Genomic DNA, 25,082 nt, shown 5'->3' on the forward strand with positions numbered 1-25,082 from the left:
CATGACCACGCCCAAGAACACCACCCTCACCTCGACCACGCCCGTCGGCGCGCCGCGCCTGCCCGGTGCACCCGCACCGCTGGTGCTGCCCGCGCGCCCCGAGCCGCTGGCGCTGCACGCCACCGACTCCGCGCTCATCGTGGTCGACATGCAGAACGCCTATGCATCGATCGGCGGCTATGTCGATTCGGCCGGCTTCGACATCTCGGGTGCGCAAGGCACCATCGCCAACATCGCGCGCAGCATTGCCGCCGCGCGCGCGGCCGGCATGCTGGTCGTGTTCCTGCAGAACGGCTGGGACGCGGCGTACGTCGAAGCGGGCGGCCCCGGCTCGCCCAACTGGCACAAGTCGAACGCGCTCAAGACCATGCGCGCCAGGCCTGAACTGCAGGGCAAGTTCCTCGCCAAGGGCGGCTGGGACTACGAACTCATCGACCAGATGAAGCCGCAGCCCGGCGACATCGTCGTGCCCAAGACGCGCTACAGCGGCTTCTTCAACAGCACGCTCGACAGCACGCTGCGCGCACGCGGCATCCGCCACCTCGTGTTCACCGGCATCGCGACCAACGTGTGCGTCGAATCGACGCTGCGCGATGCCTTCCACCTCGAATATTTCGCCGTGATGCTCGAAGACGCGACGCATGAACTCGGCGGCCCCGCGATCCAGAAGGCCTCGGTCTACAACGTCGAGACCTTCTTCGGATGGGTCTCCACGGTGGACCAGTTCTGCGCCACCTTCGCGCCGCAAGCCGTTCCCCAACCCGCAGCGGCCGAAGCGGCCATCGCCTGATTCACTTCAAGGAGTTTCCGAATGCCCAAGCAAGCCATCATCCCGCCCGGCACCGGCGTGCCGCTCGCCCCCTACGTTCCCGGCACGCTCGCCGACGGCGTGCTCTATGTGTCGGGCACGCTGCCCTTCGACAAGGACAACAACGTGGTCCATGTCGGCGACGCCGCCGCGCAGGCGCGCCACGTGCTCACCACCATCCAGGGCGTGGTCGAAGCTGCCGGCGGCACCATGGACGATGTGACCTTCAACCAGATCATGCTCAAGGACTGGGCCGACTACGCGAAGATCAACGCGGTGTATGCCGATTTCTTCCCCGGCACCAAGCCCGCGCGTTACTGCATCCAGTGCGGCCTCGTGAAGCCCGATGCGCTGATCGAGATTGCCTCGATCGCCCACATCGGACACAAGGCCTGAACGCGATGAGCGCGCTGCACTGCGAGGTGCACGGGCCGTCCGATGCGGCGGCCACCGTGCTGCTGTCGTCCGGCCTCGGCGGTTCGGCCGGGTTCTGGCAGCCGCAGCTCGGTGCGCTGGTGGATGCGGGCTACCGCGTCGTTGCATACGACCAGCGCGGCACGGGCCGCAGCCCTGCTGCATTGCCCGAGGCTTATGCAATTGCAGACATGGCGCGTGACGTGATCGACATACTCGACGCCACGAACACCGCGCAGTGCCACTTCATCGGCCACGCGCTCGGTGGACTCGTTGGCCTGCAACTCGCGCTCGACGCGCCCGAGCGCATCGCCAGCCTGGTGCTCATCAACGCATGGTCCAAGCCCAACCCGCATTCGGTGCGCTGCTTCGATGCGCGGCTCACGCTGCTGGGTGCCAGCGGCCCACGTGCGTACGTGGAAGCTCAACCGATCTTTCTCTACCCCGCCGCGTGGTGCGCCGAGCATGCGCAGCGCGTCGCCGATGAAGTCGATCACGCCTTCGCGCATTTCCCCGGCGAGGCCAACATGCGCGCGCGCATCGCCGCACTGCGCGCCTTCAACATCGACGCGCGCCTTGCCGACATCACCGCCCCCACGCTGGTCGCCGCCGCCAAGGACGACGTGCTCGTGCCTTGGACCTGCTCGCAGCGACTGGCCGATGGCCTGCGTGACGTGACGCTCGACTTCATGCCGCACGGTGGGCATGCGCACAGCGTGACCGAAGCCGACGCCTTCAACCGCAGCCTGCTCGACTTTCTCTCGCGGGTGAGCACACCCACGGTACCAGCATGACCACCACATCCACACTCGACGACGCAGCCCTGTCGCTTCTCTTCACCGGCGCGCGCAGCCACAACGGCTGGACCGATGAACCGGTTTCCGACGCCCAACTGCAGCAGATCTACGCACTGGCCAGCCTCGGCCCGACCTCCGCCAACTGCTCGCCCGCACGCTTTGTGTTCGTGCGAACGGCCGAAGGCAAGCAACGTCTTGCGCCCGCGCTGTCGAAGGGCAACCTCGACAAGACCATGAGCGCACCGGTCACCGTGATCGCCGCATGGGATCGCAAGTTCTACGACAAGCTGCCCACGCTGTTCCCGCATGCCGATGCACGCAGCTGGTTCACCGGCAGCCCCGAGGCTGCGCACGAGACCGCCTTTCGCAATGCCAGCCTGCAGGCCGGCTACCTGCTGCTCGCGGCGCGCGCCGTGGGCCTGGACGCCGGCCCGATGTCGGGCTTCGACAAGGCAAAGGTCGATGCCGCCTTCTTCGAGGGCACCGACTGGAGCGCCAACTTCCTCATCAACCTCGGCCACGGCGACGTGTCGAAGGTGTTCGGCCGCCTGCCGCGGTTGCCCTTCGACGAAGCCTGCTTGTTGGCCTGAAAAAAGTCACCCCATGCTGAACGCGATGGCCTCCCACTCCCCCGCCTCGAACCCAACCGGGCTGCCGCCCGGCTTGCCCAAGGCCGACTACCGCAATGCGATGGCGCGGCTGGGCGCGGCGGTCAACATCATCACCACCGACGGCCCCGCGGGCCGCGCCGGCTTCACCGCCTCGGCCGTGTGCAGCGTGACCGACGAGCCGCCGATGCTGCTGGTGTGCCTGAACCGCTCGGCTTCGGTGTACCCCGCCTTCAAGGCCAATGGCGTGCTGTGCGTGAACGTGCTGGCTGCGGGGCACCAGACACTCTCAACCCTGTTCGGTGGCAAGACGCCGATGGACGAACGCTTCGCGGCCGGCAACTGGAGCCACAAGACCACCGGCTCGCCGATGCTCGACGATGCGGCCGTGTCCTTCGACTGCCGCGTGTTGCACGCCACGCACGCGGGCACGCACGATGTGTTGTTCTGCGAAGCGGTGGCCATTGCCATCGGTGGTGCGGCGCAGGGGTTGATCTATTTCGATCGCCGCTATCACGAGATCGCGGTGCCGCCGCAGCACTGATCCTTCCTGGGGCATTCGCAAGCGATGCCTTTGCATTGCTCCTTCCCCCTCTGGGGAAAGGCTGGGATGGGGGCAGGCAGAGCGCTCGATGGATGCGCCGCGAGCCTCCACCCCTGCCCTCCCCCGGAAGGGGAGGGAAAAAGAAAGATTCAGCGTGGCGTGATGCCTTGAAGAACGATGCGCTGCACGTTCTCCACCGTCTGCTCGAAGAACGCCGCATCGTCCAGCGTGTGCCCCGTCAGCGCCTGCACCTGCACGCCGAAATCCGCGTAGTGCTGCGTGACCGCCCACAGCGCGAAGATCAGGTGATGCGGATCGACCGGCGCGAGCTTGCCGGCCTCGACCCAGGCGCGGATCACCTCCGACTTGCGCTCCACCAGCGTGCGCAGTTCGCGATCAAGCTCATCGCGCAACAGCGGCGCACCCTGGATCATTTCAAGACAGAACAAACGCGACGCATCCGGCCGGTCCCGCGAGACCACCAGCTTGCGGCGGATGTAGTCGCCGATGGCTTCGGCCGGGTCTTGTTCGGCGCTGAAGCCGCGCAGCGGTTCGAGCCACAGCGCAAGCAGATCGCGCAGCACGTTGACGTACAGCTCTTCCTTGTTCGCGAAGTAATAGAGCAGGTTGCTCTTCGACACATCGGCGCGCGCCGCCACCTGGTCGATCGACGTGCCATGCAGCCCGAAGCGGGAGAACAGCCCCAGCGCGGCACCGAGGATCGCGCTGCGCTTGTCCTCGATCTGGCGCAACCGCCGGTTCACGGCCGACGCGCTGCGCACGGCGGGCTTCGCACGTTTGCGCGCCGGCTTGTCGGTGGTGGTCTTGCTGCTGCTGGCTGCGGCCAGCGCCTTGGTCTTCGGCATCGTCCCTCGTTTCTTCTGGATTCCGGATTCGTTCGTTCATTCACTCATCCGCCTGCGAACAGCAGGCTTGCACGAGCCATACCCGCAAGCCCCGGCGTCGCGGCGCACCACTGTAAGGCCACGGTGCATCGCCTTGCGCCACGGCGGCCTGCGGGCCTCGCGCCGCGCACCATGCTGACGCGGCAAAAGCGATTTGTCCATTTGGTCCAACTGGCACAGACGTTGCATGGAGCACGGGTACGCACGCCACGCATGAGGAATGTCCCATGACCCTTCTGTCCGTCCCCATCATCGATCTCGCGCCCTACTTTGCCGGCAGCCCTGAAGGCAAGTCGGAGGTCGCAAGAAAAGTCGACGAAGCCTGCCGCAGCATCGGCTTCCTGGTCATCACCAACCACGGCATTTCCACGGAGCTGATCTCGCGCGTGGCGACGCTGTCGCGCAAGTTCTTCGACATGCCACTGGGCGAGAAGCGCAAGGTCGACCGTCCGCGCGAAGACGCGGTGCGCGGTTACAGCGCAGTCGGCGAAGAGGGCCTGTCGTACAGCCTCGAAGAAGTGGCACCCGGCGACCTGAAGGAGTCGTTCTCCATCGGCCCGTCGAACGTGCCCGACGACGACTACCACCGTGGCCCCGCCGCCGGCCCGCACTTTGAGCCCAACAGCTGGCCGCCCATCGACGGTTTCCGTGAAGCGTACGAAGGCTACTTCGAGGCCATGAGCGATCTCTCGCGCTCGCTGATGCGCATCTTCGCGCTCGGCCTTTCGCTGCCCGAGACCTTCTTCGACGACAAGATCGATGAGCACATCAGCATGTTCCGCGTGCTGAGCTATCCGCCGCAGCGCGAGCAACCGTTGCCCGGCCAGTTGCGCGCAGGCGCACACAGCGACTACGGCAGCCTCACCATCGTGCTGCCCGACGACAAGGGCCTGCAGGTGTTCAACAAGGCCGGCCAGTGGGTCGATGTGCCGCAGGTCGAGGGCGGTTTGGTCGTCAACATCGCCGACCTGATGATGCAGTGGACCAACGACCAGTGGGTATCGACGCTGCACCGCGTGATCAACCCGCCGTTCGAAGTGGCGAGCACCAACCGGAGGCAGTCACTGGTGTTCTTTCACCAGCCCAACTACGACGCAATGGTCGAGTGCTTGCCGAGCTGCCTTGCACCTGACGAAGCGCCGAAGTACGCACCTATCTCTTCGGGCGATCACCTCACCTCGAAGTTCGTCAAGCAGACGACCTTCGGCGGCACCAAGGCGACGGCCTGAATGACGTCTTGCTTTTCTGTTCGTCGCGTCGTGTGGTTTGGGCGCTGCTGCTGTTCAGGGCGGCACTCCCGCCGACACGGTGCTCTTTTTCGCGAATGTCCCCCGCTTCGCTCCTCCTTTATTTCGCGAAAAAGAGCCCCGTATCGACGTGAGCGCTCAGAGCGGTTGTTGATCGGCCGCAAGCGCAGAGCGTGCCCATGTGCGAATGGCACCAGGTGCTCCCCGCAGCGAAATAAAGGAGGAGCGAAGCGGGGGACATTCGCGGAGGGGAGCTCCTGGTGTCATTCGCACTCGCCCCGAATGCTCCCGCCCTGAAGAACAGCAGCACCAAGAACACCAGCAATGAGCAGCTGACATGGCCCATCTCTCCTACGTCAACGTCTTCGCCAAAGACGTGGTCGCGCTCAGCGGCTTCTACCAGCGTGTGTTCGGCTTCCCGGAAATCGAGGCCATCCGCTCACCCATCTTTCGAGGACTCGACACCGGCAAGTCGAGCCTGGGCTTCAACGCCCTCGACGCCTATGAGCTGCTGCACCTTTCCGAGTTCTCCGACACACGCGGCGTGAAGTTCCTGCTGAACATCGATGTCGACAGCCAGGCCGACGTAGACCGCATGGTGCCCATCGCACTCGAAGCGGGTGCGACGCTCATCAAGCCGCCCTACGTCACTTACTACAACTGGTACCAGTCCGTGCTGCTCGACCCCGAGGGCAATGTGTTCCGCATCAACTTCATGATGTGACGCGCGCGGCGACTCCCACTTCTCTTCATCTGTCCTTCCCCTGCTTCCCATGAAAGGTTGCTCCATGCTGCGCACACACCCCACCGGCTTCCTCGGCCTTGCACTGACGCTCGCAGCCGGCGGCGCGTTCTTCACGACGCTGCCCGCTGCGGCCGCTGACGGCTTTACGCTCAAGGACAAGCCCAAGATCGCAATGCTCTACTTCGGCCCGAAGAACGACGGCGGCTGGACCCAAGCCTTCGACGAAGCCCGCGTGAAGATCGAAAAGGAAATCGGCCAGAAGATCCAGTTCGTCGAGAACGTGCCCGAAGACGCATCGGCCATCAAGCCCGCTGCAGAGAAGTTCATCCAGCGCGGCGCCAACATCGTGATCGGCACCGCCTTCGGTTATTCCGACAGCTTCAAGGACCTGGCCGCCAAGTACCCCGACGTCGCCTTCCTCAACGGCTCGGGCACCACCAACGGCAGCAACCTCGAATCGTTCTACGGCCGCACCTACGAAAGCCAGTACCTGTGCGGCATGGCCGCCGGCGCGGCCTCGAAGACCGGCAAGCTCGGCTTCGTCGCGGCCAACCCCTTCGGCGTGGTGAACTGGACCATCAACGCCTTCGCGCTCGGTGCGCAGAAGATGAACCCCAACGCCACCGTCAACGTGATCTACACCGGCGCGTGGAACGACCCCATCAAGGAACGCGCAGCAGCAGCCGCGCTGATCGACCAGGGCGCAGACGTGATCGGCCAGCACGTCGACAGCCCCACGCCGCAGATCGTGGCGCAAGAGCGCGGCGTGTACGGCACCGGCCACCACCGCGACCTGCGCCAGTTCGCGCCCAAGGCCACGCTGTGCTCGTCGGTGTGGGTGTGGGACCGTTTCCTCACCCCCGAGCTGAAGAAGGTGATGGCCGGCAACTGGAAGCCTGCGCCCTACGGCGCCTTCATCGAAATGAAAGATGGCGGCACCGACATCGCGGGCTTCGGCCCCGCCGTGCCCAAGGACAAGGCCGCGCAGATCACGGCGGAGCGTGAGGCGATCCTCAAGGGCAAGCAGATCTACGCCGGCCCGCTCGCCGACCGCGAGGGCAGGGAGCGCGTGGCCAAGGGCGCGGTGCTGTCGGACGCCGACCTCTGGAAGATGGACTGGTTCGTCAAGGGCGTGGTCACGCAGAAGTAAGAACGCCTTTCACAAAGACACCATGCCCAACGCGCTCGAACTCACCGGCATCCGCAAGTCCTTCGACGGCTTCGCGGCATTGACCGACGCCCACTTCGCCGCGCGCTGGGGCGAGGTGCACGCCCTGCTTGGCGAGAACGGCGCCGGCAAGTCGTCGCTGATGAACATCGCGGCCGGGCTCTATGCACCGGAGGCGGGGCAACTGCTGGTCGACGACAACGCGGTGCGCTTTGCCGGGCCGCGTGATGCGGCGCGGCACCGCATTGGCATGGTCCACCAGCATTTCAAGCTGGTCCGGCCGTTCACGGTGGCGCAAAACATCCTGCTCACCGCGCCACCGCCGGCCGAGTTCCAGAGCCACGGCGAGCGGCTGCGCGAGATCGAACGCGACATCCGCAACAAGGCCGCGGAGCTGGGCTTCGAGATCGATCCGTCCAAACGCATCGATGCGCTCTCCATCGCCGAGCAGCAGCGCGTGGAAATCCTCAAGGTGCTGCTGGCGGGCGCGCGCATCCTGATCCTCGACGAGCCCACGGCCGTGCTGACCGACCAGGAGGCCGCGCGCCTGCTGCAGACCGTGCAGGGGCTGGCGCGCGCGGGCGCCGCCGTGGTGCTGGTCACGCACAAGATGGCCGACGTGAAGACCTATGCCGACCGCGTGACGGTGATGCGCGGCGGGCGCACGGTGGCCACGCTGGAGCCGGGTGCGACGTCGGTGAGCGAACTCGTGAAACTGACGGTGGGCGAGTCCATCGCTGCTGCATCGGGCTTCCAGCCCGCGAAGGCGGCACGCGGCCCGGTGCGCCTCACGGTGCGCGGGCTGCGCTCGCCCGCTTCGCCGCAAGGACGGCGCGTGCTCGACGGCGTCGACCTCGAACTGCACGCGGGCGAAATCTACGGCCTTGCCGGCGTCGGTGGCAACGGCCAGGGCGAACTGGCGGGCGCAATCATGGGCCTGCCAGGCGAAGCGACCGAAGGCGAGATCCGGCTCGAAGGGCATGGCGACCTCAAGACGATGCCCGCACCGGCGCGGCGCGGGCTCGGCATCGCCGCGATTCCGGCCGACCGCTACGGGCTCGCGCTCGCGGGCGGCCTCTCGGTGGCCGAGAACTACGCCATCGGCCGCGTGCACAGCGGGCGCTATGGCCCGGTGTGGCACCTGCGCCGTGGCCGCATCCAGAGCGACACGCAAGAGGCCGTGCGCGCCTTCGACGTGCAGGGCGTGCGCTCGGTCGCGCAGAAGGCCGCGCTGCTGTCGGGCGGCAATGCACAGAAGCTGGTGCTGGCGCGCGAGTTCGGCAAGTCGCCGACGCTGGTGCTGGCGCACAGCCCCAGCCGCGGGCTCGACGTGCGCGCCAGTGCCGAGGTGCATGCGCGGCTGCGCGCCGCGCGCGATGGTGGCGCCGCGGTGCTGCTCATCAGCGAAGACCTCGACGAAGTGCTGCAACTGGCCGACCGCGTGGGCGTGATGACGCGCGGCCGCATCGCCGGCGAGTTCGCGCAACCGGCCGACCGGCAGGCCATCGGACAGGCGATGGTGGACCATGGCTGACGCATCGCTGGCCGCCGACATGGCACATCCTTCCCCATCAAAGCCGGCAACGCATCAAGGCGCGCGAACGGCACAGCCGCTCGCCGGCCGCCGCTACGCACTGGAAATCCGCCAGCACATGGCATGGCGATGGCAGGCGCTGATCCTCGCGGCAGCGCTGGGGGTCGGCTTCTCGATCTCGGCCGCGATCCTCGTGGCCGCCGGTGTGCCGGCCGATGAACTCGCCAACGAGTTCGTGGTGCAGACCTTCCTCGACGGCCAGAACTTTCGCGCCGTGCTGTTCCAGGCCGCGCCGATGATCCTGGTCGGCCTCGCGGGTTCCATCGCGTTCCGCGCGCGCTTCTGGAACCTGGGCCTGGAAGGCCAGATGGTCTGGGGCGCCATCGGCGCGACCGCCATCTCGATGTGGCAGATCGGCCCCGAGAACCTGCGCCTGCCGCTGATGTTTTTGGCGGCCGTGTGCTGCGGCCTGCTCTGGGTGCTGGGGCCGGCGTGGCTCAAGCTGAAGCTGGGCGTGAACGAGATCATCTCCACGCTGATGCTCAACTACATGGCGGCCAACTTCCTGCTGCACCTGGTCTATGGCAGCTGGAAAGACCCGAAGGACAACTTTCCGTACTCGCCGCAGTTCCGCGCCTTCGAGCGGCTGCCCGAGCTGGGCGCCGGTGTGGGCAGTGCGATTCTTCTCGCGGGCATCGTGGCGCTGCTGGCATGGTGGCTGGTGGGCGTGAGCCGCGCGGGGCTGTACCTGCGCTTCGTCGATGCCAATCCGCGCGTGGCGCATGCCAACGGCGTGCCGGTGCGCCGCACCATCTATGGCGCGGTGCTGCTGTCGGGCGCGATGGCCGGGCTCGCGGGCTTCGCGGTGGCGGCGGGGCAGGAAGGGCGGCTCACGCAGGCCTTCTATCAGGGCTACGGCTTCTCGGGCATCCTCATTGCCTTCCTTGCGCGCAACAACCCGTTGGCGGCCACCGTGGTGGCGCTGCTGGTGGCGGCGCTGTTCGTCACCGGGCGCAGCCTGCAGGTGTTCTATCAGGTGCCGTTCTCGATGGTGCAGCTGATACAGGCCATCATCGTGGTGTGCGTGGCGTCGAGTGACTTCTTCATTCGTCATCGGCTGCGCCGCGTGGGCGGGGAGACCGCAGCATGAGCGGAAGTGTGATCCTCAACTGGCTCGCGAGCACGCCCGACTTCGCGGTGCCTTATGCACTGGCATCGCTCGGCCTCATCATCTGCGAGCGCGCGGGCGTGCTCTCGCTCGGCGCCGAAGGGCTGATGCTGGTCGGCGCACTGGCCGGCATCGGCGCGCAACTGGCGCTCGGCCAGCCGGCGGTGTCGCTGGTGCTGGCGATGCTCGCGGCCAGCCTCGTCTCGGTGCTGTTCGCGGTCATGGTGATCTGGCTGCGCGTGAACCAGGTGATCGCCGGGCTCGCGCTGGTGTTCTTCTGCCAGGGGCTCACCGCGCTGGTCGGCTCGATGGCCGACTGGACCAACCATGCCACCGAAGGCATCGGCACGCTGGCGCTGTGGCCGCTGTCGCTGCTGCCGGGCGTGGGCAGATTGTTCGAGCAGAACGCGATGGTGTGGCTCACGCTGCCGATCTTCGGCGCGGTGGCGTGGTTCTTCACGCGCACCTCCACCGGCCTGCGGCTGCGTGCCGTGGGCGAGAACCCGCAGGCCGCCGACGCGGCCGGCATCCGCGTGACGACGTGGCGCTTTGCAGCCGTGCTCGCGGGCTCGGCGCTGGTGGGGCTGGCGGGTGCGTACATCTCGGTGGTCAGCACCAAGCTGTGGATCGCGGGCATGACCGGCGGACGCGGCTGGATCGCGGTGGGCCTCGTGATCTTCGCGCGCTGGTCGCCGTGGAAGGCGCTGGTGGGCGCGCTGCTGTTCGGCTGCATCGAAGCGCTCATTCCGCAACTGGCGGCAGCCGGCGTGCAGTTGCCGCAGTACTTCGTGATGATGACGCCGTATGCGGTAACGCTGGGCGTGATGGTCTGGGTCGCGCTCTCGCGGCGCGGTGCCGATGAAGAGCCCGGCGCGCTGGGCCAACCTTATGTGCGAGAGGAACGGCGATGAAGGCCTGGGTCTATGGAGAAGAACGTGCACTCGACAACGCGCAGTTTGCCGATTACCTCGATCCGGCCACCACCGCGGTGCTGTCGATCGACATGCATCGCGGCCATCTGGACGACGACCCCGATTGCCCCTGCCCCGCGCCACGCGCACGGGACGTGGTGGCGCCCATCGACAGCTTCCATGACGAAGCACGCGCGCTGGGCGTGCGCATCGTCCACATCAAGTCGGTGCTGCGGCCCGGTGGAGTGGACGACACCCAAGGCATTCCGGCTGCCTGGCGCCGCACCTTCCCGCTGCATGTGGGCGCGATCCCGAACGCCGATGCACATGCCCTCGAAGGCTCGCGCTGGACCGAATGGGTCACGCGCGTGGAGCCCGGCGACATGCGCGTGGAAAACAAGCGCCGGCTGTCGGCCTTCTACCCGACCGACCTCGACTTTCTGCTGCGCAACCAGCGCATCCAGACCGTGGTGCTCGATGGCGGCTTTACCGATTGCTGCGTGCTCAACACCGCCTTCGACGCGAACAACCACAACTACCGCGTGATCGTGCTGCGCGACCTGGTGCGCGGCACCGACGCGCATCTGGAAGGCGCGGCGCTGGCGATGGTGTCGCTGCACCTCGGGTTGGTGCTCGATTCGGCGGAGTTGCTGCGCCAGTGGCGCGGCTGATTCGCTAACCCGGCAAACCCAGCCAGCGCTGCGCGACCGATTGCATCTCGCCGCCCTGCGAGGCCTGCCACACCAGTTCGGGTGCGGCCACATGCACGCCTTCCGGCGCGATGCGTAGGGCCAGGTCGAGCAGTTCCGCCACTTTCGATGCGCGCACCGGCTGCTCGCTGCTCGGCACCATGAAGCGCACGACGGACAGCATCCACGCGGCCAGCCGCTCGGCCGGGTTCGCGAACTTCGCATTCAGCGGCTTGCGCGCCGAGCGCACGAGGATCACGCGCTCGAAGCCGTTCGCCACCACCGCCTGTTCGTCCAGGCTCGCGAGCCCGCGCTTGAGCGCCTCGGGCAGCCGGCCCTGGTCATGCGGCTGCACGATGGCCAGCGTGCGCACGCCGCACGCACGCAACCAGCGCGACAGCTCCGGCAGGTCGGACGGCTCAGGCACCCACAGCGCGCGCTCGCGCTCGTGGTACATGCGCGGCGGATCGAAAGCGATGACCGCCGTGTCGGCCGAGGTCAGCGGCCATTGCGCGATCGGCAGGCCAGGGCTCAGGTACGTCTCGACGCCACGCAGCCCATCGCGGATCGGCTCGCGCGCCAGCACGCGGGCATGGGCAAAGCGGTGGCTGCCCGCCAGCCGGCGCAGCAGCTCCTGCCCCAGGGCACCGGTCGCACCGGCAATGAGCAGCGTGCCGTCGGTGCTTGCAGCGACGGGCGGCGCCGCGCGGTTCGCGGCCTGCAGGGCTTGTAGGGGATCGAGGGACATGGAGCCACCTATGCTACCTTCCGCATCTTCCGCGGAGGTAATGCAAATGATGATGAAGCGCTGGCTATTGATTCTTGTGGCGGTCGTGTCCCTGAGCGGCTGCGGCTACAACCAGTTCCAGGCACTCGACGAGGCCAGCAAATCGGCCTGGAGCGAGGTGCTCAACCAATACCAACGGCGCGCCGACCTCGTGCCCAACATCGTCGCCACTGTGAAGGGCGAGGCCAGCTTCGAGCAGGACACGCTCACCAAGGTGATCGAGGCGCGGGCCAAGGCCACCTCGATCCAGGTGACACCCGAGACGCTCAACAACCCCGAAGCCTTCCAGAAGTTCCAGCAGGCGCAGGGCGAACTCTCGTCGGCGCTGTCGCGGCTGATGGCGGTGTCGGAACGCTACCCCGACCTGAAGGCCAACCAGGCTTTCCGCGACCTGCGCGTGACGCTCGAAGGCACCGAGAACCGCATCACCGTGGCGCGCAACCGCTACATCGAAAGTGTTCAGGAATACAACGTGCTCGCGCGCAGCTTCCCGACCAACATCACGGCCAAGATCTTCAGCTACGCGCCCAAGCCCAACTTCTCGGTGCAGAACGAGGCGCAGATTTCCACGCCCCCCACGGTCGATTTCAGCGCACCGAAGAAGTAAGCCGCGCCCGATGGCCATGGCTGCTGCACTGCTGATGATCCGTCGCGCGCTGGCCGCGGTCTTCCTGACAGCCATCGCCTGGGTGAGCCTGCCGGCGCTGGCGCAGCAAGGCCTCGTGCCGGTGCCCGCGCTCACGGCGCGGGTGATCGACCAGACCGGCACGCTCGACAGCGCACAGCGCAACGGCCTCGAAACCAAGCTCGCCGCCTTCGAGCAGCGCAAGGGCTCGCAGATCGTGGTGCTGATGGTGCCGACGACGCAGCCCGAAGACATCGCCAGCTTCACCCAGCGCGTGGGCGATACATGGAAGATCGGCCGCAAGGGTGTGGGCGACGGCCTGCTGGTGGTGGTGGCGAAGAACGATCGCCAGATGCGCATCGCAACCGCCAAGACGCTCGAAGGCGCGGTGCCCGACCTGGCGGCGGTGCGCATCATCGACGAAGAGATGAAGCCGCGCTTTCGCAACAACGACTTTGCGGGCGGCCTGAATGCGGCGGTGGACCGGCTCATCGGCCTCGTCGACGGCGAGCCGCTGCCGGAGCCTTCGCGCGACACGGGCAATGCGGGCGGCGGCAATGGCGGCTTCGATTGGGAAAACCTCGCGATCTTCCTGTTCGTCGGGGTCTTCGTCGGCGCGCCCATCGTGCGCGCGGTGCTGGGCCAGAAGCTGGGCGCGCTCGTCATGGGCGGCGGCATCGGCGTGGTGGCCTTCTTTCTCACGACCAGCGTGGTCATCGCGGCAATTGCCGGGCTGATCGCGCTGGTGGCTTCTTTCGTCGTCGGCACCGGCAGGCTTGGTGGCGGCGGTGGGGGTGGCTGGGGCGGTGGTGGTGGCGGAGGCTGGGGCGGCGGCCGAGGTGGTGGCGGGGGCGGTTTCGGCTCCGGCGGCGGTGGCAATTTCGGCGGCGGCGGTGCCTCCGGGGGTTGGTGAACATGGCAAGCGACGCAACGCTGTTTTCAAAGCTCGGCCGCATCTGGCGCCATCGCTGGACCGACGAGGCCGCCGTGCGCCATGCGCTGCCGGCCGATGCGCTGGAACGCCTAGGTCGCCGCGTGGCCGCGAGCGAACGCCGGCACAGCGGCGAGATCCGCCTGTGCATCGAAGCCGGCCTGCCGATGTCCTACCTGTGGCGCCATGCACCCGCGCGGGAACGCGCCGTCATGCTGTTCGGCAAGCTGCGCGTGTGGGACACGGCACACAACAACGGCGTGCTGATCTACCTGCTGCTGGCCGAACACGCGATCGAGATCGTGGCCGACCGTGGCATCCACGCGCGTGTGGGCGAAGCCGAATGGGCCGCGATGACGCAGCGCATGGGCGCGGCCTTTGCCGAAGGGCGCTTCGAGGATGGGTTGACGCAGGCGCTGGGGGAGATTTCGGCGCTGCTGGTCGAGCACTTCCCGCTGGGCGAGAACGACTTCGACGTCAACGAGTTGCCTGACGAGCCTGTGGTGCTCTGAGCGCTGTTTTTGTATTTCTCCCTCCCCTTCCGGGGGAGGGTTGGGGTGGGGGCAAGCGGCGTACCCATCGGGCGCTCTGCCCGCCCCCATCCCAGCCTTCCCCCAGAGGGGGAAGGGGCAAGACTCAATTCACCGTCGGCACCGCCCACACCGACTCGCCACCCACCGCATAGAAGCGCCGCCCCGGCGCGGACGCCATCACCAATCCCCCCGTGAATTCACCAAAGGCCGGCAGCACGGCCTGCCGCGCATCGCTCACGAAGCAGGGCAGGCGCATGCTGTCATGCCCACGCCCGTAGAGCCTGCAGGCGGGATGCAGATGCCCAGCGAGCACGAAGTGCGTCGCATGCGATTGCGGATGGTGGCAGCAGCCGAACGGCCCCAGCAGAAAGGGTTCGTCGACCACTTCGATGTCCAGCGTGTCCGGCGGATCGCCCGCGCGGCTGTCGTGGTTGCCGCGCACCAGCGTCATCGCGATGCCCGCATGCCGCGCGCGCCAGCCCTCCACGGTGGCGAGCACGATGCGCGCCTGTGCGGCATGCAGGAAGTCGCCCAGGAACACGAGGCGCTGCGGCGCATGCCGCTCGATCAGCGCATCGAGCCGCGACAGGTTCTCCAGCGTGGTGCCGCCCGGCACCGGCTGGCCCAGCGCCCGGTAGGTCGCGGCCTTGCCCAGATGCAGGTCGGCCACGAACAGCACGCGCGCACCGGGCCACCAGAGCGCGCGCTCGGGCAGCAGTTGCAGCAGCTCGCCCGCCCAATGGACCGGGAGCAGCGATGCGGAAGATTGCGAGGAAGTCACGGGCTGGCAGTGTCGCAAAAGGCGCAGGTGCTGGCGACCGGCTTGCAATTGGCCTCGGTGGCCCCCAGTTCTTGCGCATGACCGAATCGCCCCCGCTGCACATCGTCTGCCCGCACTGCCACACGACCAACCGCGTGCGCGCGGCGCAACTGGGCAGCGCGCCCGACTGCGGCAGTTGCCATCGCCCGCTGTTCGTCGGCCACTCGACCGCCTTGCCGGACGAAGCCACGTTCGACCGCCACATCGCGCGCAACGAGATTCCGGTGCTGGTCGATTTCTGGGCGCCCTGGTGCGGCCCCTGCCGCCAGATGGCGCCGGGCTACGAACAGGCAGCCGCCCAGCTCGAACCCTATGTGCGGCTGGCCAAGGTCGACACCGAGGCTGTGCCCACGCTGGGCGCGCGCTTCAACATCCGCAGCATCCCGACGCTGGCGCTGTTCCGTGGTGGCCGCGAGGTGGCGCGGCAGGCCGGCGCGATGGGCGCGGCGGACATCGTGCGGTGGGTGAAAGCGCACGGCGCCGGCTGATCCGCTCAAAGCGGCGGTAGCGGCCTTGACGGCCTCGAAGGCCGCCGCCGTTCGCGCCGGGCGCCTGATGGCTTCGCCGGCTTGCCCGGCCCCTCTTGCCCGAACACCAGCGTGTTCTTCACGCGCTCCACGCCACCGGCGGTGACCACGCCGCCCGCCGCTTTCTCCAGTTGTTCGACCATGCGCGCGATGCGGTCGGCCACGTTCTCGTTCGACAGCTTCTCGCGGAACAGCTCGACCATCAGCGGAAACGAAAACGGCGTCGGCCGTGCGAGCGGCTTCAGCACCAGCGCCTGCGTCGCCATGCGCGAAAGACTCGCGCGCAAGCGCCCGATCTCCAGCTCCTGCGCCAGCAGCTCCTGCTCGGCCTGCTGCAGCAACCTGTTGCCCGGGTCGTACTTGCGAAACACCTCCCAGAACAGCGAAGACGACGCTTGCAGTTGCTTGCTGCTGCGCTTCTCGCCCGGATAGCCCTGGAAGATCAGCCCCGACACGCGCGCGATCTCGCGAAAGCGGCGCTGTGCGAGTTCGCTTGCATTGAGCGAGGCCAGCACCTCGTGCAGCAACACCCCATGGGCTTCGTCACCCTCGCCTTCTGGCAAACGCAGCACCTGCGGCAGCAGCGTCGGCCAGTCGACCTCGGTGGCGCTCAGCAGCTCGAAGCCGTAGTCATTGACCGCGATCGAGAAGGTGCGCGCCTCGTGCTGCGCGATGCGCCAGGCCAACAGGCTCGCCAGGCCCAGATGCACATGCCGGCCCGCGAACGGATACAGGAACAGATGCGAGCCCTCGCGCGTGCTCAGCGTCTCGGCCAGCAGCGTCTGCGGCGTCGGCAGCGCCGACCACTGCTGCTGAAGCTCAAGCAACGGCCGCACGCACTGCAGCTCGGGCGAGTCGTAGCGCCCTTCGCCGGCCAGCGCAAGCTGCTGCACCACCGCATCGGCCAGCGTGTTCGACAGCGGCATGCGCCCGCCGCCCCAGCGCGGCACCGCCGGCCGCTTGCCTGAAGTGCGCCGCACCCAGGCCGTCATGTCGTGGATGCGCACGAGTTCGAGCAGCCGGCCGCCAAACAGAAAGCAGTCACCGGGTTTCATGCGCGCGACAAAGCTCTCTTCGACAGTGCCGATCTTCGAGCCGCCGAGGTACTGCACCGACATGCTGGCGTCGCTCACGATGGTGCCGATGTTCATGCGATGCCGCCGCGCGAGCCGCGCATCGGGCACGCGCCACACGCCGTCCGCGTCGGGCACGGCGCGTTTGTAGTCGGGGTAGGCCGCGAGCGACGGGCCGCCCTGTGAGACGAAGTCGAGGCACCATTGCCAGCTCTCACGCGAAAGGTTTTCATAAGCGGCCGTGCCGCGCACTTCGTCGAACAGCGCGTCGGGCACGAAGCCACCGCCGAGCGCCACCGTCACGAGATGCTGCACCAGCACGTCGAGCGGCTGGTCGGGCGAATGGCGCGCCTCGATATGGCCCGCCGCGATGGCCGTGCGCGCGGCCGAGCCCTCGACCATCTCGATGCTGTGCGTGGGCACGAGCGTGATGCGCGAAGGCCGCCCCGGCGCATGGCCCGAACGGCCCGCGCGCTGCAGCAGCCGCGCCACGCCCTTGGGCGAGCCGATCTGCAGCACGCGCTCGACCGGCAGGAAGTCGACGCCGAGATCGAGGCTCGACGTGCAGACCACCGCCTTGAGTTCGCCACTCTTGAGGCCCAGCTCGACCCACTCGCGCACCTCGCGGTCGAGCGAGCCGTGGTGCAGCGCAATGAGGCCCGCCCACTCGGGCCGGGCCTCCAGCATGGCCTGATACCAGATCTCGGCCTGCGAGCGCGTGTTGGTGAAGACCAGCGTGGTCTTGCTCGCGGCGATTTCCTCGATCACCTGCGGCAGCATCGTGAGGCCCAGGTGGCCGCCCCACGGGAAGCGTTCGGCGCGGCCGGGTAGCAGCGAATCGATGACCAATTTCTTGGACACCTGGCCCTGCACGAGCACGCCGTCTTCATGGCCCAGCAGTGCGTGCATCGCCTCTTGCAGATTGCCGAGCGTGGCCGACATGCCCCAGATCGCGAGGCCTGCATTCCAGTGCTTGAGCCGCGCCAGCGCGAGCTGCACCTGCACGCCGCGCTTGTTGCCGAGCAGCTCGTGCCATTCGTCGACCACGGCCATCTGCACATGGCCAAGCACTTCGCGCGCATCGGCGCGGGCGAGCAGGAGCGAGAGGCTTTCGGGGGTGGTGACGAGCACGGTGGGCAGCCGCGCGTTCTGCGCACTGCGCTCGGCTGATGAGGTGTCGCCGCTGCGTGCGCCGGCGCTCCACGGATGCACATCGGCGCCGAGGGCTTCGAGTGGCTGCTGCAGCGCACGCAGCGTGTCGGCGGCGAGAGCACGCATCGGCGTGAGCCACAACACGGTGAGCGGCATCGGTGTCGGCTTGAGGGCGCTCTGCTTGCGCGCCTTGGAGAACGCCAGCAAGGCGCCGAGCCACACCGCATAGGTCTTGCCCGCGCCGGTGGTGGCGTGCAGCAGGCCAGACTGCCCTCCGGCGATGGCCTTCCAGACCTCGCGCTGGAACTTGAACGGCTTCCAGCCTCGCGCCGCGAACCACGCATCGAGCGCAACCTTGACCGCTTTGACTTTGGATTTGGATTTGCTCCTTCCCCCTCTGGGGGAAGGCTGGGATGGGGGCAAGCGGCCTTCAACAGGCCGCTCACTCCCGATACGCCGCGTGCCCCCACCCCGACCCTCCCCCGGAAGGGGAGGGAGAAATTCGAGGTCCGGTGGCTTGCTCATATCGGCAGCAACGCAGCAAGCGTCTCCAAGGTATCCGCCTCATCCACCGGCTTGTCCTCCCGCCACCGCAGCATGCGCGGAAAGCGCACCGCGATGCCGCTCTTGTGCCGCGTGCTGCGCGCAATGCCTTCAAAGCCCAGCTCGAACACCAGCGTCGGCTTCACGCTCTTCACCGGCCCGAAGCTCTCGATGGTGGTCTTGCGGATGATCGCGTCCACGCGCGCCATCTCGGCATCGGTCAGGCCCGAGTAGGCCTTGGCGAAGGGCACGAGCTTGCGGTCTTCCTGTCCGTGTGGGCCGTCCCACACGGCGAAGGTGTAGTCGCTGAAAAGGCTCGCCCTGCGGCCGTGGCCGCGCTGTGCGTAGATCAGCACCGCATCGATGCTCAGCGGATCGATCTTCCATTTCCACCACACGCCCACGTCCTTGGTGCGGCCCACGCCGTACTGCGCGTCGCGGCGCTTGAGCATCATCCCCTCGACACCCATCGTGCGCGCGGCTTCGCGCTGGCGCGCAAGGTCTGCCCAGTCGATGCCGGTGAGCATCGGGCTCGGCAGCAGCGAAGGGTGCCGCATGCGCGTGACCAGTTCATCGAGCAGCACGCGCCGATGCGACTGCGGCTGCGCGCGCAGGTCGCGCCCTTCCCATTCGAGGATGTCGTAGGCCAGCAGCACCACCGGAATGTCCCGCAGCAATTTGGCGCCGAGCGTCTTGCGGCCGATGCGCTTCTGCAGCTCTGCGAAGGGCTGCACCTTGCCTTCGCTTTCCGGTGAAGTCTCGTCGCTGCGCCACACGACGATCTCGCCATCGAGCACCGTGTCATCAGGCAGCGCCTCGCCGAGTACGGCAAGTTCGGGGAAGCGCTCGGTCACCAGTTCTTCGCCGCGCGACCACACCCACACGACGCCCGCGCGCTTGACCAGTTGCGCGCGGATGCCGTCCCACTTCCACTCGACGATCCAGTCGGCCGGCGGCCCCAGCACCGCATCGAACTGGTCGAGCGGAATGTTGAAGGGATGCGCGAGGAAGAAGGGATAGGGCTGCCCGCTGGTCTTCTGCACCTGCTCGGCGCCCGACTCCGGCGCGATGAGCGCGCTGTAGTCCTCGGGCCGCGGCCGCGCACCGATGTGCGTATAGCCCATGAGCCGTTGCGCGACACGCTTGGCGTCGACGCCGCCGACAGCCGCGAGCGCCTGCGTCACCTGCAGCTTCGACACGCCCACGCGGAACGCACCGGTGATGAGCTTGAAGTACACCAGCCGCTCTTCGGCCGCGAGCTGTTGCCATTGCACGCGCAGCCGTTCGGCGAGCAGGTCGGGCGACGTCTTCGCGGCGTCGCGCAGGGGCAGCAGGTGCTGCTCGACCCAACCAGCCAGCCCCAGATCGTGCGTCTCGCTCGGTGGCGGCAACAGCAATGCGATGGTCTCGGCAAGGTCACCCACGGCATCGTAGCTTTCGTCGAACAGCCACTCGGGCAGGCTCGCCGCCTCCTGCGCGAGCAGGCGCAACAGCTTGGTGGGCACGAGCTGGCGCGGCTTGCCGCCGGCGAGAAAGTAGACGGCCCATGCGGCATCGGCGGGAGTGGCTTCGCGCAGGTAGCGCTGCAGCGCCGCCTGCTTGGCCAGGCTCGACGTGCTCGCATCGAGATCGCGATAGAGCGCAGCGAAGTCCTTCACGTCTTCGCTCCTTCCCCTTCCGGGGGAAGGTCGGGATGGGGGCTCTCGGCGTCCCCATCGGGCGCCGCTGGCCCCCTCCCCAACCCTCCCCCGGAAGGGGAGGGAGCCTCCTGGTCGTCTTCATCGCCGTACTCGGTCTTGAAGCCCTGCGCGTCGAGTCCGTTTTCGGTGAGCCATCGCACCATCACCTGCACGCTGCCATGCGTGACGAACACGCGCTCGGCACCGGTGCCTGCAATGGCTTGCTGCAGGCCGGGCCAGTCGGCATGGTCGGACATCACGAAGCCGCGGTCCACGCCGCGTCGGCGGCGCGTGCCACGCAGTTGCATCCACCCACTCGCGAAGGCATCGGCGTAGTTGCCGAAGCGCTTCATCCACGGCGTGCCCTGCGCGGAAGGCGGCGCGAGCACCAGCGCGCGCTTGAGCAGCGCCGCATCGACACCCGGATCGGTCACGCGCAAGGTCTCGGGCAATGCCACGCCGGCCGCGCGATAGACCGCATTGAGCGGCTCCACGGCGCCATGCACGACGATGGGCCCGATGCTGGCGTCCACGCCATGCAGGATGCGCTGCGCCTTGCCGAAGGCATAGCAGAACAGCACCGACGCACGGCCCGCCTCGGCATTCGCGCGCCACCAGCCATCGATCTCGGCGAACAGCACGGCCTGCGTGGGCCAGCGGTAGATCGGCAGGCCGAAGGTCGACTCGGTGATGAAGGTTTCGCAGGGCACGGGCTCGAAGGGCGTGCAGGTGCCGTCGGGCTCGGTCTTGTAGTCGCCCGAGGCCACCCACACGCGGCCGCCGTGTTCGAGCCGCACCTGCGCCGAGCCCAGCACATGACCGGCCGGATGCAGCGACACGCGCACGCCATGGTGCTCGATGGCTTCGCCGTAAGGCAGCGTCTGCAGGTTGATGTCGGCGCCCAGCCGCGTGCGCAATATGCCTGCGCTGTCGGTATGGGCCAGGTAATGCGCATGGCCGACACGGGCATGGTCCGAATGCGCATGCGTGATGACGGCGCGCGCCACCGGCCGCCACGGGTCGATGTAGAAATCGCCGGGCGGGCAGTACAGGCCCTCGGGCCGTGCAATGACGAGGTCTTCCTTGGCGGGCATGGCACGCCATCGTAGGCGGTGCTGTTCTTTCGCGCCGCCGAGCGCGGGCCGCAAAGCGCTGTGGGCCGGCGCCTACCTGCGGCCGCCTGCGCTTCTTACTTCTTGCGGCCCGCCATGGCGTCGAGCACGTTCATCTTCATGCCGTTGGGCATCATCATGTCGCCGGGCCGCTGGTCGGCCTTGCAGGGGCCGATCCATTTCGCTTCCATGGTGGTGGTGCTTTCCGAGCGGCCCATCAACGGCGGGTTGTAGCTGGCCTTGCGGTCCATGCGGTAGGCGGAATTGAAGTCGCCGCTGATCACGGTGTGCGTGGTGGCGGTGGTGGCGCCGAGCTTGCAGACCGAATCGATGGTGATCTGGTTGCCGTTCTGGGCGCGCACGTCTTGCGAACAGGCGTCCTTGCCGAGCGCCTGCGCCATGCCCTGGCCGCGCTCCTGCATGGCCTTGTCGCTGGCCGCGTCGATGCATTGCTGCATGGTGGCGGCGGGGGTCTTGCTGGTGGCATCGCCGGTATGAATTTCCCACAGGCCGGGCTTGCGGGCCGGCATGTCGAGCGCGAACGCGGGGCCTGCAAGGGCGCCAACGACGGCGCACAAGGCAAGGGCAGGCAAACGAATCTTCATGGTGAACTCTCCCCATCGGGATGGCTGCGAAGCCGGCTTTGTACAGGGCTTGGCGCAGCGGCGGAATATCGCGATCGGCCTACGCCGCCTGGCCCGCGTGCGAGCGCGCGGCCGCCCCTTGCCGCGAAGTAATACCGAGTGCCACACCCAGCGCCAGCCCACCGAGCACGTCGATCAGCACATGCTGGCGAACCGCCATCGTCGAATACACGATGCCCACGGCCCATGCGATGTTGAACAGGCGCAGCCATGTCGGCGCGCCGACGTCGCGCAACTGCCGCGCGAGCACGATGCAGGTGAACACCGAGAAGGACACATGCAGCGAGGGAAAGGCGTTGCCGGCCGAGTCGACGGTCTTGAGAAAGTGCAGCGAACTGCCGGGCATGGCGTCGATGACGAAGTTGGGAATGGCCGTGGGCATGAACCAGAACACCAGCAGCGCAATGCAGGTCATGGCCGCGCAGCCGAATGAAAAGCCCAGCAGCTCTCGCTTGTCCTTCGCCAGCAGCACGGGCAACGCAATGTAGCCCCACAGCGAAAGATAGACCGGCAGCAGCAGCGGCCAGAACGCGATCAGCCGGTCGAAGGCGGTGAGTGGCAGCACCCAGGCCTGGCCCGCGTTCTTCATGATCCAGAAGTACAGCGGGAAGAAGCCGAGCGTCGCGACGGTGTTGCCGACCAGCTTCAACGGGAACAGCGTGATGCAGCGCAGCCACAGGGCCCGCAGCCATCGCGTCGATGAAGGGGAAGAAGATCCGCTGGGAGAAGAAAAGGTCATGGATGCCTGCGGTCGCGCGAAGCGGCCTCGCGGGTGCGAGGCCGGCGCGCTACCAGGGCGTCCACTTTAATTCGCTTTTCGCCGAGGCCACCGTGCGCTCGATGAAGCGAACGCCGCGCGCGCCGTCTTCCACGCGGGGATAGTCGGCCGCCAACGGATCGGCCGCGTGGCCCGCGAGCCGGGCGCGGATGTCGGCCGCCACGCCCGCATAGACATTCGCAAAAGCCTCGATGAAGCCCTCAGGGTGGCCGGCAGGCAGGCGGCTCGCGCGTTGCGCGGCTTCGCACAGCCAGGGCGCGCCACGCGTCAGGATGCGCTTGGGGCCGTCGTGCGGCAGGTGCACCAGTTGGCTCGGCTGCTCCTGATGCCATTCGAGCGTGCCCAGCGTGCCCGAGATGCGCAGGCGCAGATCATTCTCCAGGCCCGTGTTGATCTGCGACGCGACGAGCACGCCGCGCGCGCCGCCCTTGAAGCGCAGCAGCAGGCTGCCGTCGTCGTCGAGCGTGCGGCCGGGCACCAGCGAACTCAGGTCGGCGCACAGGCTTTCGATGTGCAGGCCGGTGACGCTGGCCACGAGGTTCTCGGCATGCGAGCCGATGTCGCCGATGGCGCCGGCCGCGCCGCTGCGCGCGGGGTCGGTGCGCCAGTCGGCCTGCTTGTTGGTGCCGCCTTCGACGTGGCTGGCGAGCCATCCCTGGTTGTATTCGACGACGACCTTGCGGACCTCACCGATCTGGCCCGAGCGCACCATCTCGCGCGCCTGCCGCACCATCGGATAACCGGTGTAGTTGTAGGTGACGCCGAACACCGTGCCCTGCTTCGCCACGGTGGCGACCAGCGCATCGGCCTGCTCGCGCGTGTGCACCAGCGGCTTGTCGCACACCACGTGGAAGCCCGCTTCGGCAAAGGCCTGCGCCACCGGAAAGTGCACATGGTTGGGCGTGACGATCGAGACGAAGTCGATGCGCTCGCTGTCGGGGCGCTTGAGTTCGTCGGCCAGCAGCGAGGGCCAGTCCGCGTGGTTGCGGTCGTCGGCAAGGCCGAGGTCGCGGCCCGAGGCACGCGCCTTGTCAGGGCTCGACGACAGCGCGCCGGCCACGAGTTCGATCTGGCCGTCGAGTGCCATGGCCTTGCGGTGCACGGCGCCGATGAAGGCATCGCGGCCGCCGCCAACCATGGCGTAGCGCAGCTTGCGAAGAGGTGTGTCGGTCATCAATCTTCCGGTTTTCTGCCTTGGCAACTGTTCCCTCTCCCTCTGGGAGAGGGCCAGGGTGAGGGCATCGGCGGTTGCACATTCACCGCCTTTGCTACCGCCGCCGGCCCTCACCCCAACCCTCTCCCCAAGGGGAGAGGGAGCAAGGCCGGACGGCCGTTCGTCAGAACATCAGAACGGCGAGTTGGGGTGGTAGAAGTCCTTCGCGTTTTCCTTAGTGATGAGAACCGAAGGAATGATCGTCGTCGCCGGCAGCTTCTCGCCCTTCAGGCGCGCTTCGGCCGTGAGCTTGATCGCGTCGTAGATGAACTTGGGCGAGTAGCTCACGTCGGCACCGATGCGCGGGTCCTTGCCGTCCATGATGGTCTTGACCATGTCCTTCGCGCCGGCGCCGCCGAACACGATCTTGATGTCGTCGCGCTTGGCCTGCGCGATGGCCTTGAGCACGCCCACCGCCATGTCGTCGTCGGCGGCCCAGATGGCGTCGATCTGCTTGAAGCGCGTGAGGTAGTCCTGCGTGACCTTGAAGGCGTCGTCGCGGTTCCAGTTGGCGTACTTGGCGTCGAGCAGCTTGATGTCGGGGCTGCCCTTGAGCACCGCGTTGAAAGCGTCCATGCGCTCGTTATCGAGCGTGGTCGCAATGCCGCGCAGCGCCACCACGTTGCCCTTGCCGCCCAGCGTCTTCACGATGTACTCGGCGGGGATCTTGCCGAAGGCGGTGTTGTCGCCGGCCACGTAGGCGTCTTGCGCGCTGGTGTCGGTCAGGCCACGGTCGACCACGGTGACGTACGCGCCCTTGGCCTTGACCTGCGCGACCGGCTTGGTCAGCGCGGCCGATTCGAACGGGAACACGACCAGTGCATTGATCTTGGTCACGGTCGACAAGTCTTGCAGCTGGTTGGCCTGCTCGGGCGCGTTGGCAGCCGTCTTGATCGTGATCTTCAGGTCCTTGTGTTCCTTCTCCAGGTCCTTCTTCGCCTGGTTGGCCCAGTAGTTGATGCCGCCCATGAAGCTGTGCGTGGCCGCGGGAATCGAAACGCCGAGGTTGACCTTTTCCGCGGCAAGCGCCGGCAGGCTGGCGAACGCTGCGGCGGCAACGGCCGTGAGTGCGATACGACGTGTGAAGCTTGTCATGCTGGATGTCTCCTTGTGGTTGATGGAACGAA

General features: G+C 67.4%; 26 protein-coding genes. 16 read left to right on the top strand and 10 right to left on the bottom strand.

Going from position 1 to position 25,082, the window contains the following annotated elements:
- The first annotated feature begins 1 nt into the window (after position 1).
- The 5 genes from rutB to rutF are packed head-to-tail and all read left to right on the top strand — an operon-like array spanning position 2 to position 3,171.
- Positions 2–790 (top strand): pyrimidine utilization protein B, encoded by a 789-nt coding sequence (gene rutB / locus ACSFB7_RS24670; RefSeq protein WP_435474861.1) that lies wholly within the window; start codon positions 2–4, stop codon positions 788–790.
- A gap of 21 nt (positions 791–811) precedes the next feature.
- On the top strand, positions 812–1,204 hold the full coding sequence (gene rutC, locus ACSFB7_RS24675; protein WP_435474863.1) for a pyrimidine utilization protein C: 393 nt from the start codon (positions 812–814) through the stop codon (positions 1,202–1,204).
- 5 nt (positions 1,205–1,209) lie between these two features.
- Positions 1,210–2,016 carry a pyrimidine utilization protein D gene (gene rutD / locus ACSFB7_RS24680; protein ID WP_435474865.1) on the top strand — a complete coding sequence of 269 codons (807 nt, stop codon included), beginning with the start codon at positions 1,210–1,212 and terminating at the stop codon, positions 2,014–2,016.
- The gene (locus tag ACSFB7_RS24685; RefSeq protein WP_435474867.1) at positions 2,013–2,609 is read left to right on the top strand and encodes a malonic semialdehyde reductase; all 597 of its coding nucleotides are present in this window, start codon (positions 2,013–2,015) and stop codon (positions 2,607–2,609) included. The genes rutD and ACSFB7_RS24685 overlap by 4 nt, the downstream gene beginning before the upstream one ends.
- A 25-nt stretch (positions 2,610–2,634) precedes the next feature.
- Positions 2,635–3,171: an NADH-dependent FMN reductase RutF gene (gene rutF / locus ACSFB7_RS24690; protein WP_435474869.1), complete on the top strand. Its 537-nt coding sequence runs from the start codon at positions 2,635–2,637 to the stop codon at positions 3,169–3,171.
- A gap of 149 nt (positions 3,172–3,320) precedes the next feature.
- Here rutF and rutR read toward each other — a convergent pair whose 3' ends face one another.
- Entirely contained in the window at positions 3,321–4,037 is a 717-nt protein-coding gene (gene rutR / locus ACSFB7_RS24695) for an HTH-type transcriptional regulator RutR (protein ID WP_435474871.1), read from the bottom strand.
- A 266-nt stretch (positions 4,038–4,303) separates the two neighbouring features.
- Between rutR and ACSFB7_RS24700 the strand changes: the two genes are divergently transcribed.
- From ACSFB7_RS24700 to ACSFB7_RS24730, 7 genes are all read left to right on the top strand, one after another.
- Positions 4,304–5,305, top strand: coding sequence for an isopenicillin N synthase family dioxygenase (locus ACSFB7_RS24700; RefSeq protein ID WP_435474873.1), 1,002 nt, complete (start codon positions 4,304–4,306; stop codon positions 5,303–5,305).
- Between the two features lie 355 nt (positions 5,306–5,660).
- Positions 5,661–6,047 carry a VOC family protein gene (locus ACSFB7_RS24705; RefSeq protein WP_435474875.1) on the top strand — a complete coding sequence of 129 codons (387 nt, stop codon included), beginning with the start codon at positions 5,661–5,663 and terminating at the stop codon, positions 6,045–6,047.
- Positions 6,048–6,111: 64 nt separating this feature from the next.
- Positions 6,112–7,218, top strand: a complete 1,107-nt coding sequence (locus ACSFB7_RS24710; RefSeq protein WP_435474877.1) for a BMP family ABC transporter substrate-binding protein — start codon at positions 6,112–6,114, stop codon at positions 7,216–7,218.
- A gap of 22 nt (positions 7,219–7,240) precedes the next feature.
- Positions 7,241–8,770, top strand: a complete 1,530-nt coding sequence (locus ACSFB7_RS24715) for an ABC transporter ATP-binding protein (RefSeq protein WP_435474879.1) — start codon at positions 7,241–7,243, stop codon at positions 8,768–8,770.
- On the top strand, positions 8,763–9,920 hold the full coding sequence (locus ACSFB7_RS24720; protein WP_435474881.1) for an ABC transporter permease: 1,158 nt from the start codon (positions 8,763–8,765) through the stop codon (positions 9,918–9,920). The genes ACSFB7_RS24715 and ACSFB7_RS24720 overlap by 8 nt, the downstream gene beginning before the upstream one ends.
- Positions 9,917–10,849 (top strand): ABC transporter permease, encoded by a 933-nt coding sequence (locus tag ACSFB7_RS24725; protein WP_435474883.1) that lies wholly within the window; start codon positions 9,917–9,919, stop codon positions 10,847–10,849. Before ACSFB7_RS24720 ends, ACSFB7_RS24725 begins: the two co-directional genes overlap by 4 nt.
- On the top strand, positions 10,846–11,520 hold the full coding sequence (locus ACSFB7_RS24730; RefSeq protein ID WP_435474885.1) for a cysteine hydrolase family protein: 675 nt from the start codon (positions 10,846–10,848) through the stop codon (positions 11,518–11,520). Before ACSFB7_RS24725 ends, ACSFB7_RS24730 begins: the two co-directional genes overlap by 4 nt.
- A 4-nt stretch (positions 11,521–11,524) precedes the next feature.
- Here ACSFB7_RS24730 and ACSFB7_RS24735 read toward each other — a convergent pair whose 3' ends face one another.
- A complete protein-coding gene (locus tag ACSFB7_RS24735; RefSeq protein ID WP_435474887.1) occupies positions 11,525–12,286 on the bottom strand; it encodes a hypothetical protein in 762 nt (253 codons plus the stop codon).
- 46 nt (positions 12,287–12,332) lie between these two features.
- On the opposite strand from ACSFB7_RS24735, the gene ACSFB7_RS24740 reads away from it, so the two are divergent.
- The 3 genes from ACSFB7_RS24740 to ACSFB7_RS24750 are packed head-to-tail and all read left to right on the top strand — an operon-like array spanning position 12,333 to position 14,393.
- Entirely contained in the window at positions 12,333–12,932 is a 600-nt protein-coding gene (locus tag ACSFB7_RS24740) for a LemA family protein (RefSeq protein ID WP_394485558.1), read from the top strand.
- 10 nt (positions 12,933–12,942) lie between these two features.
- Positions 12,943–13,863: a TPM domain-containing protein gene (locus ACSFB7_RS24745; RefSeq protein ID WP_435474889.1), complete on the top strand. Its 921-nt coding sequence runs from the start codon at positions 12,943–12,945 to the stop codon at positions 13,861–13,863.
- Positions 13,864–13,865: 2 nt separating this feature from the next.
- Positions 13,866–14,393, top strand: coding sequence for a TPM domain-containing protein (locus tag ACSFB7_RS24750; RefSeq protein ID WP_435474891.1), 528 nt, complete (start codon positions 13,866–13,868; stop codon positions 14,391–14,393).
- 124 nt (positions 14,394–14,517) lie between these two features.
- On the opposite strand, the gene pdeM is transcribed toward ACSFB7_RS24750, so the two are convergent.
- Positions 14,518–15,168 (bottom strand): ligase-associated DNA damage response endonuclease PdeM, encoded by a 651-nt coding sequence (gene pdeM, locus ACSFB7_RS24755; protein ID WP_435475206.1) that lies wholly within the window; start codon positions 15,166–15,168, stop codon positions 14,518–14,520.
- 104 nt (positions 15,169–15,272) lie between these two features.
- Here pdeM and trxC point away from each other — a divergent pair, with 104 nt between their 5' ends.
- Positions 15,273–15,722, top strand: a complete 450-nt coding sequence (gene trxC / locus ACSFB7_RS24760; protein WP_435474893.1) for a thioredoxin TrxC — start codon at positions 15,273–15,275, stop codon at positions 15,720–15,722.
- Positions 15,723–15,727: 5 nt separating this feature from the next.
- Here the strand turns inward: trxC and ACSFB7_RS24765 are convergent, their stop codons facing one another.
- The 7 genes from ACSFB7_RS24765 to ACSFB7_RS24795 form a co-directional block, all read right to left on the bottom strand.
- Positions 15,728–18,511: a ligase-associated DNA damage response DEXH box helicase gene (locus ACSFB7_RS24765; protein WP_435474895.1), complete on the bottom strand. Its 2,784-nt coding sequence runs from the start codon at positions 18,509–18,511 to the stop codon at positions 15,728–15,730.
- Positions 18,508–20,187: an ATP-dependent DNA ligase gene (locus tag ACSFB7_RS24770; protein WP_435474897.1), complete on the bottom strand. Its 1,680-nt coding sequence runs from the start codon at positions 20,185–20,187 to the stop codon at positions 18,508–18,510. Before ACSFB7_RS24770 ends, ACSFB7_RS24765 begins: the two co-directional genes overlap by 4 nt.
- A complete protein-coding gene (locus ACSFB7_RS24775; protein ID WP_435474899.1) occupies positions 20,184–21,302 on the bottom strand; it encodes a ligase-associated DNA damage response exonuclease in 1,119 nt (372 codons plus the stop codon). Before ACSFB7_RS24775 ends, ACSFB7_RS24770 begins: the two co-directional genes overlap by 4 nt.
- A 95-nt stretch (positions 21,303–21,397) precedes the next feature.
- Entirely contained in the window at positions 21,398–21,925 is a 528-nt protein-coding gene (locus ACSFB7_RS24780; RefSeq protein ID WP_435474900.1) for a DUF3617 domain-containing protein, read from the bottom strand.
- 79 nt (positions 21,926–22,004) lie between these two features.
- Positions 22,005–22,703, bottom strand: coding sequence for a phosphatase PAP2 family protein (locus tag ACSFB7_RS24785; protein WP_435474902.1), 699 nt, complete (start codon positions 22,701–22,703; stop codon positions 22,005–22,007).
- 49 nt (positions 22,704–22,752) lie between these two features.
- Positions 22,753–23,916, bottom strand: a complete 1,164-nt coding sequence (locus ACSFB7_RS24790) for a Gfo/Idh/MocA family protein (protein WP_435474904.1) — start codon at positions 23,914–23,916, stop codon at positions 22,753–22,755.
- Between the two features lie 171 nt (positions 23,917–24,087).
- Entirely contained in the window at positions 24,088–25,050 is a 963-nt protein-coding gene (locus ACSFB7_RS24795; protein WP_187112558.1) for a substrate-binding domain-containing protein, read from the bottom strand.
- Between the last annotated feature and the right edge of the window lie 32 nt (positions 25,051–25,082).

The sequence above is a fragment of the Variovorax raffinosi genome, from assembly GCF_051216615.1.
GTDB lineage: Bacteria > Pseudomonadota > Gammaproteobacteria > Burkholderiales > Burkholderiaceae_C > Variovorax.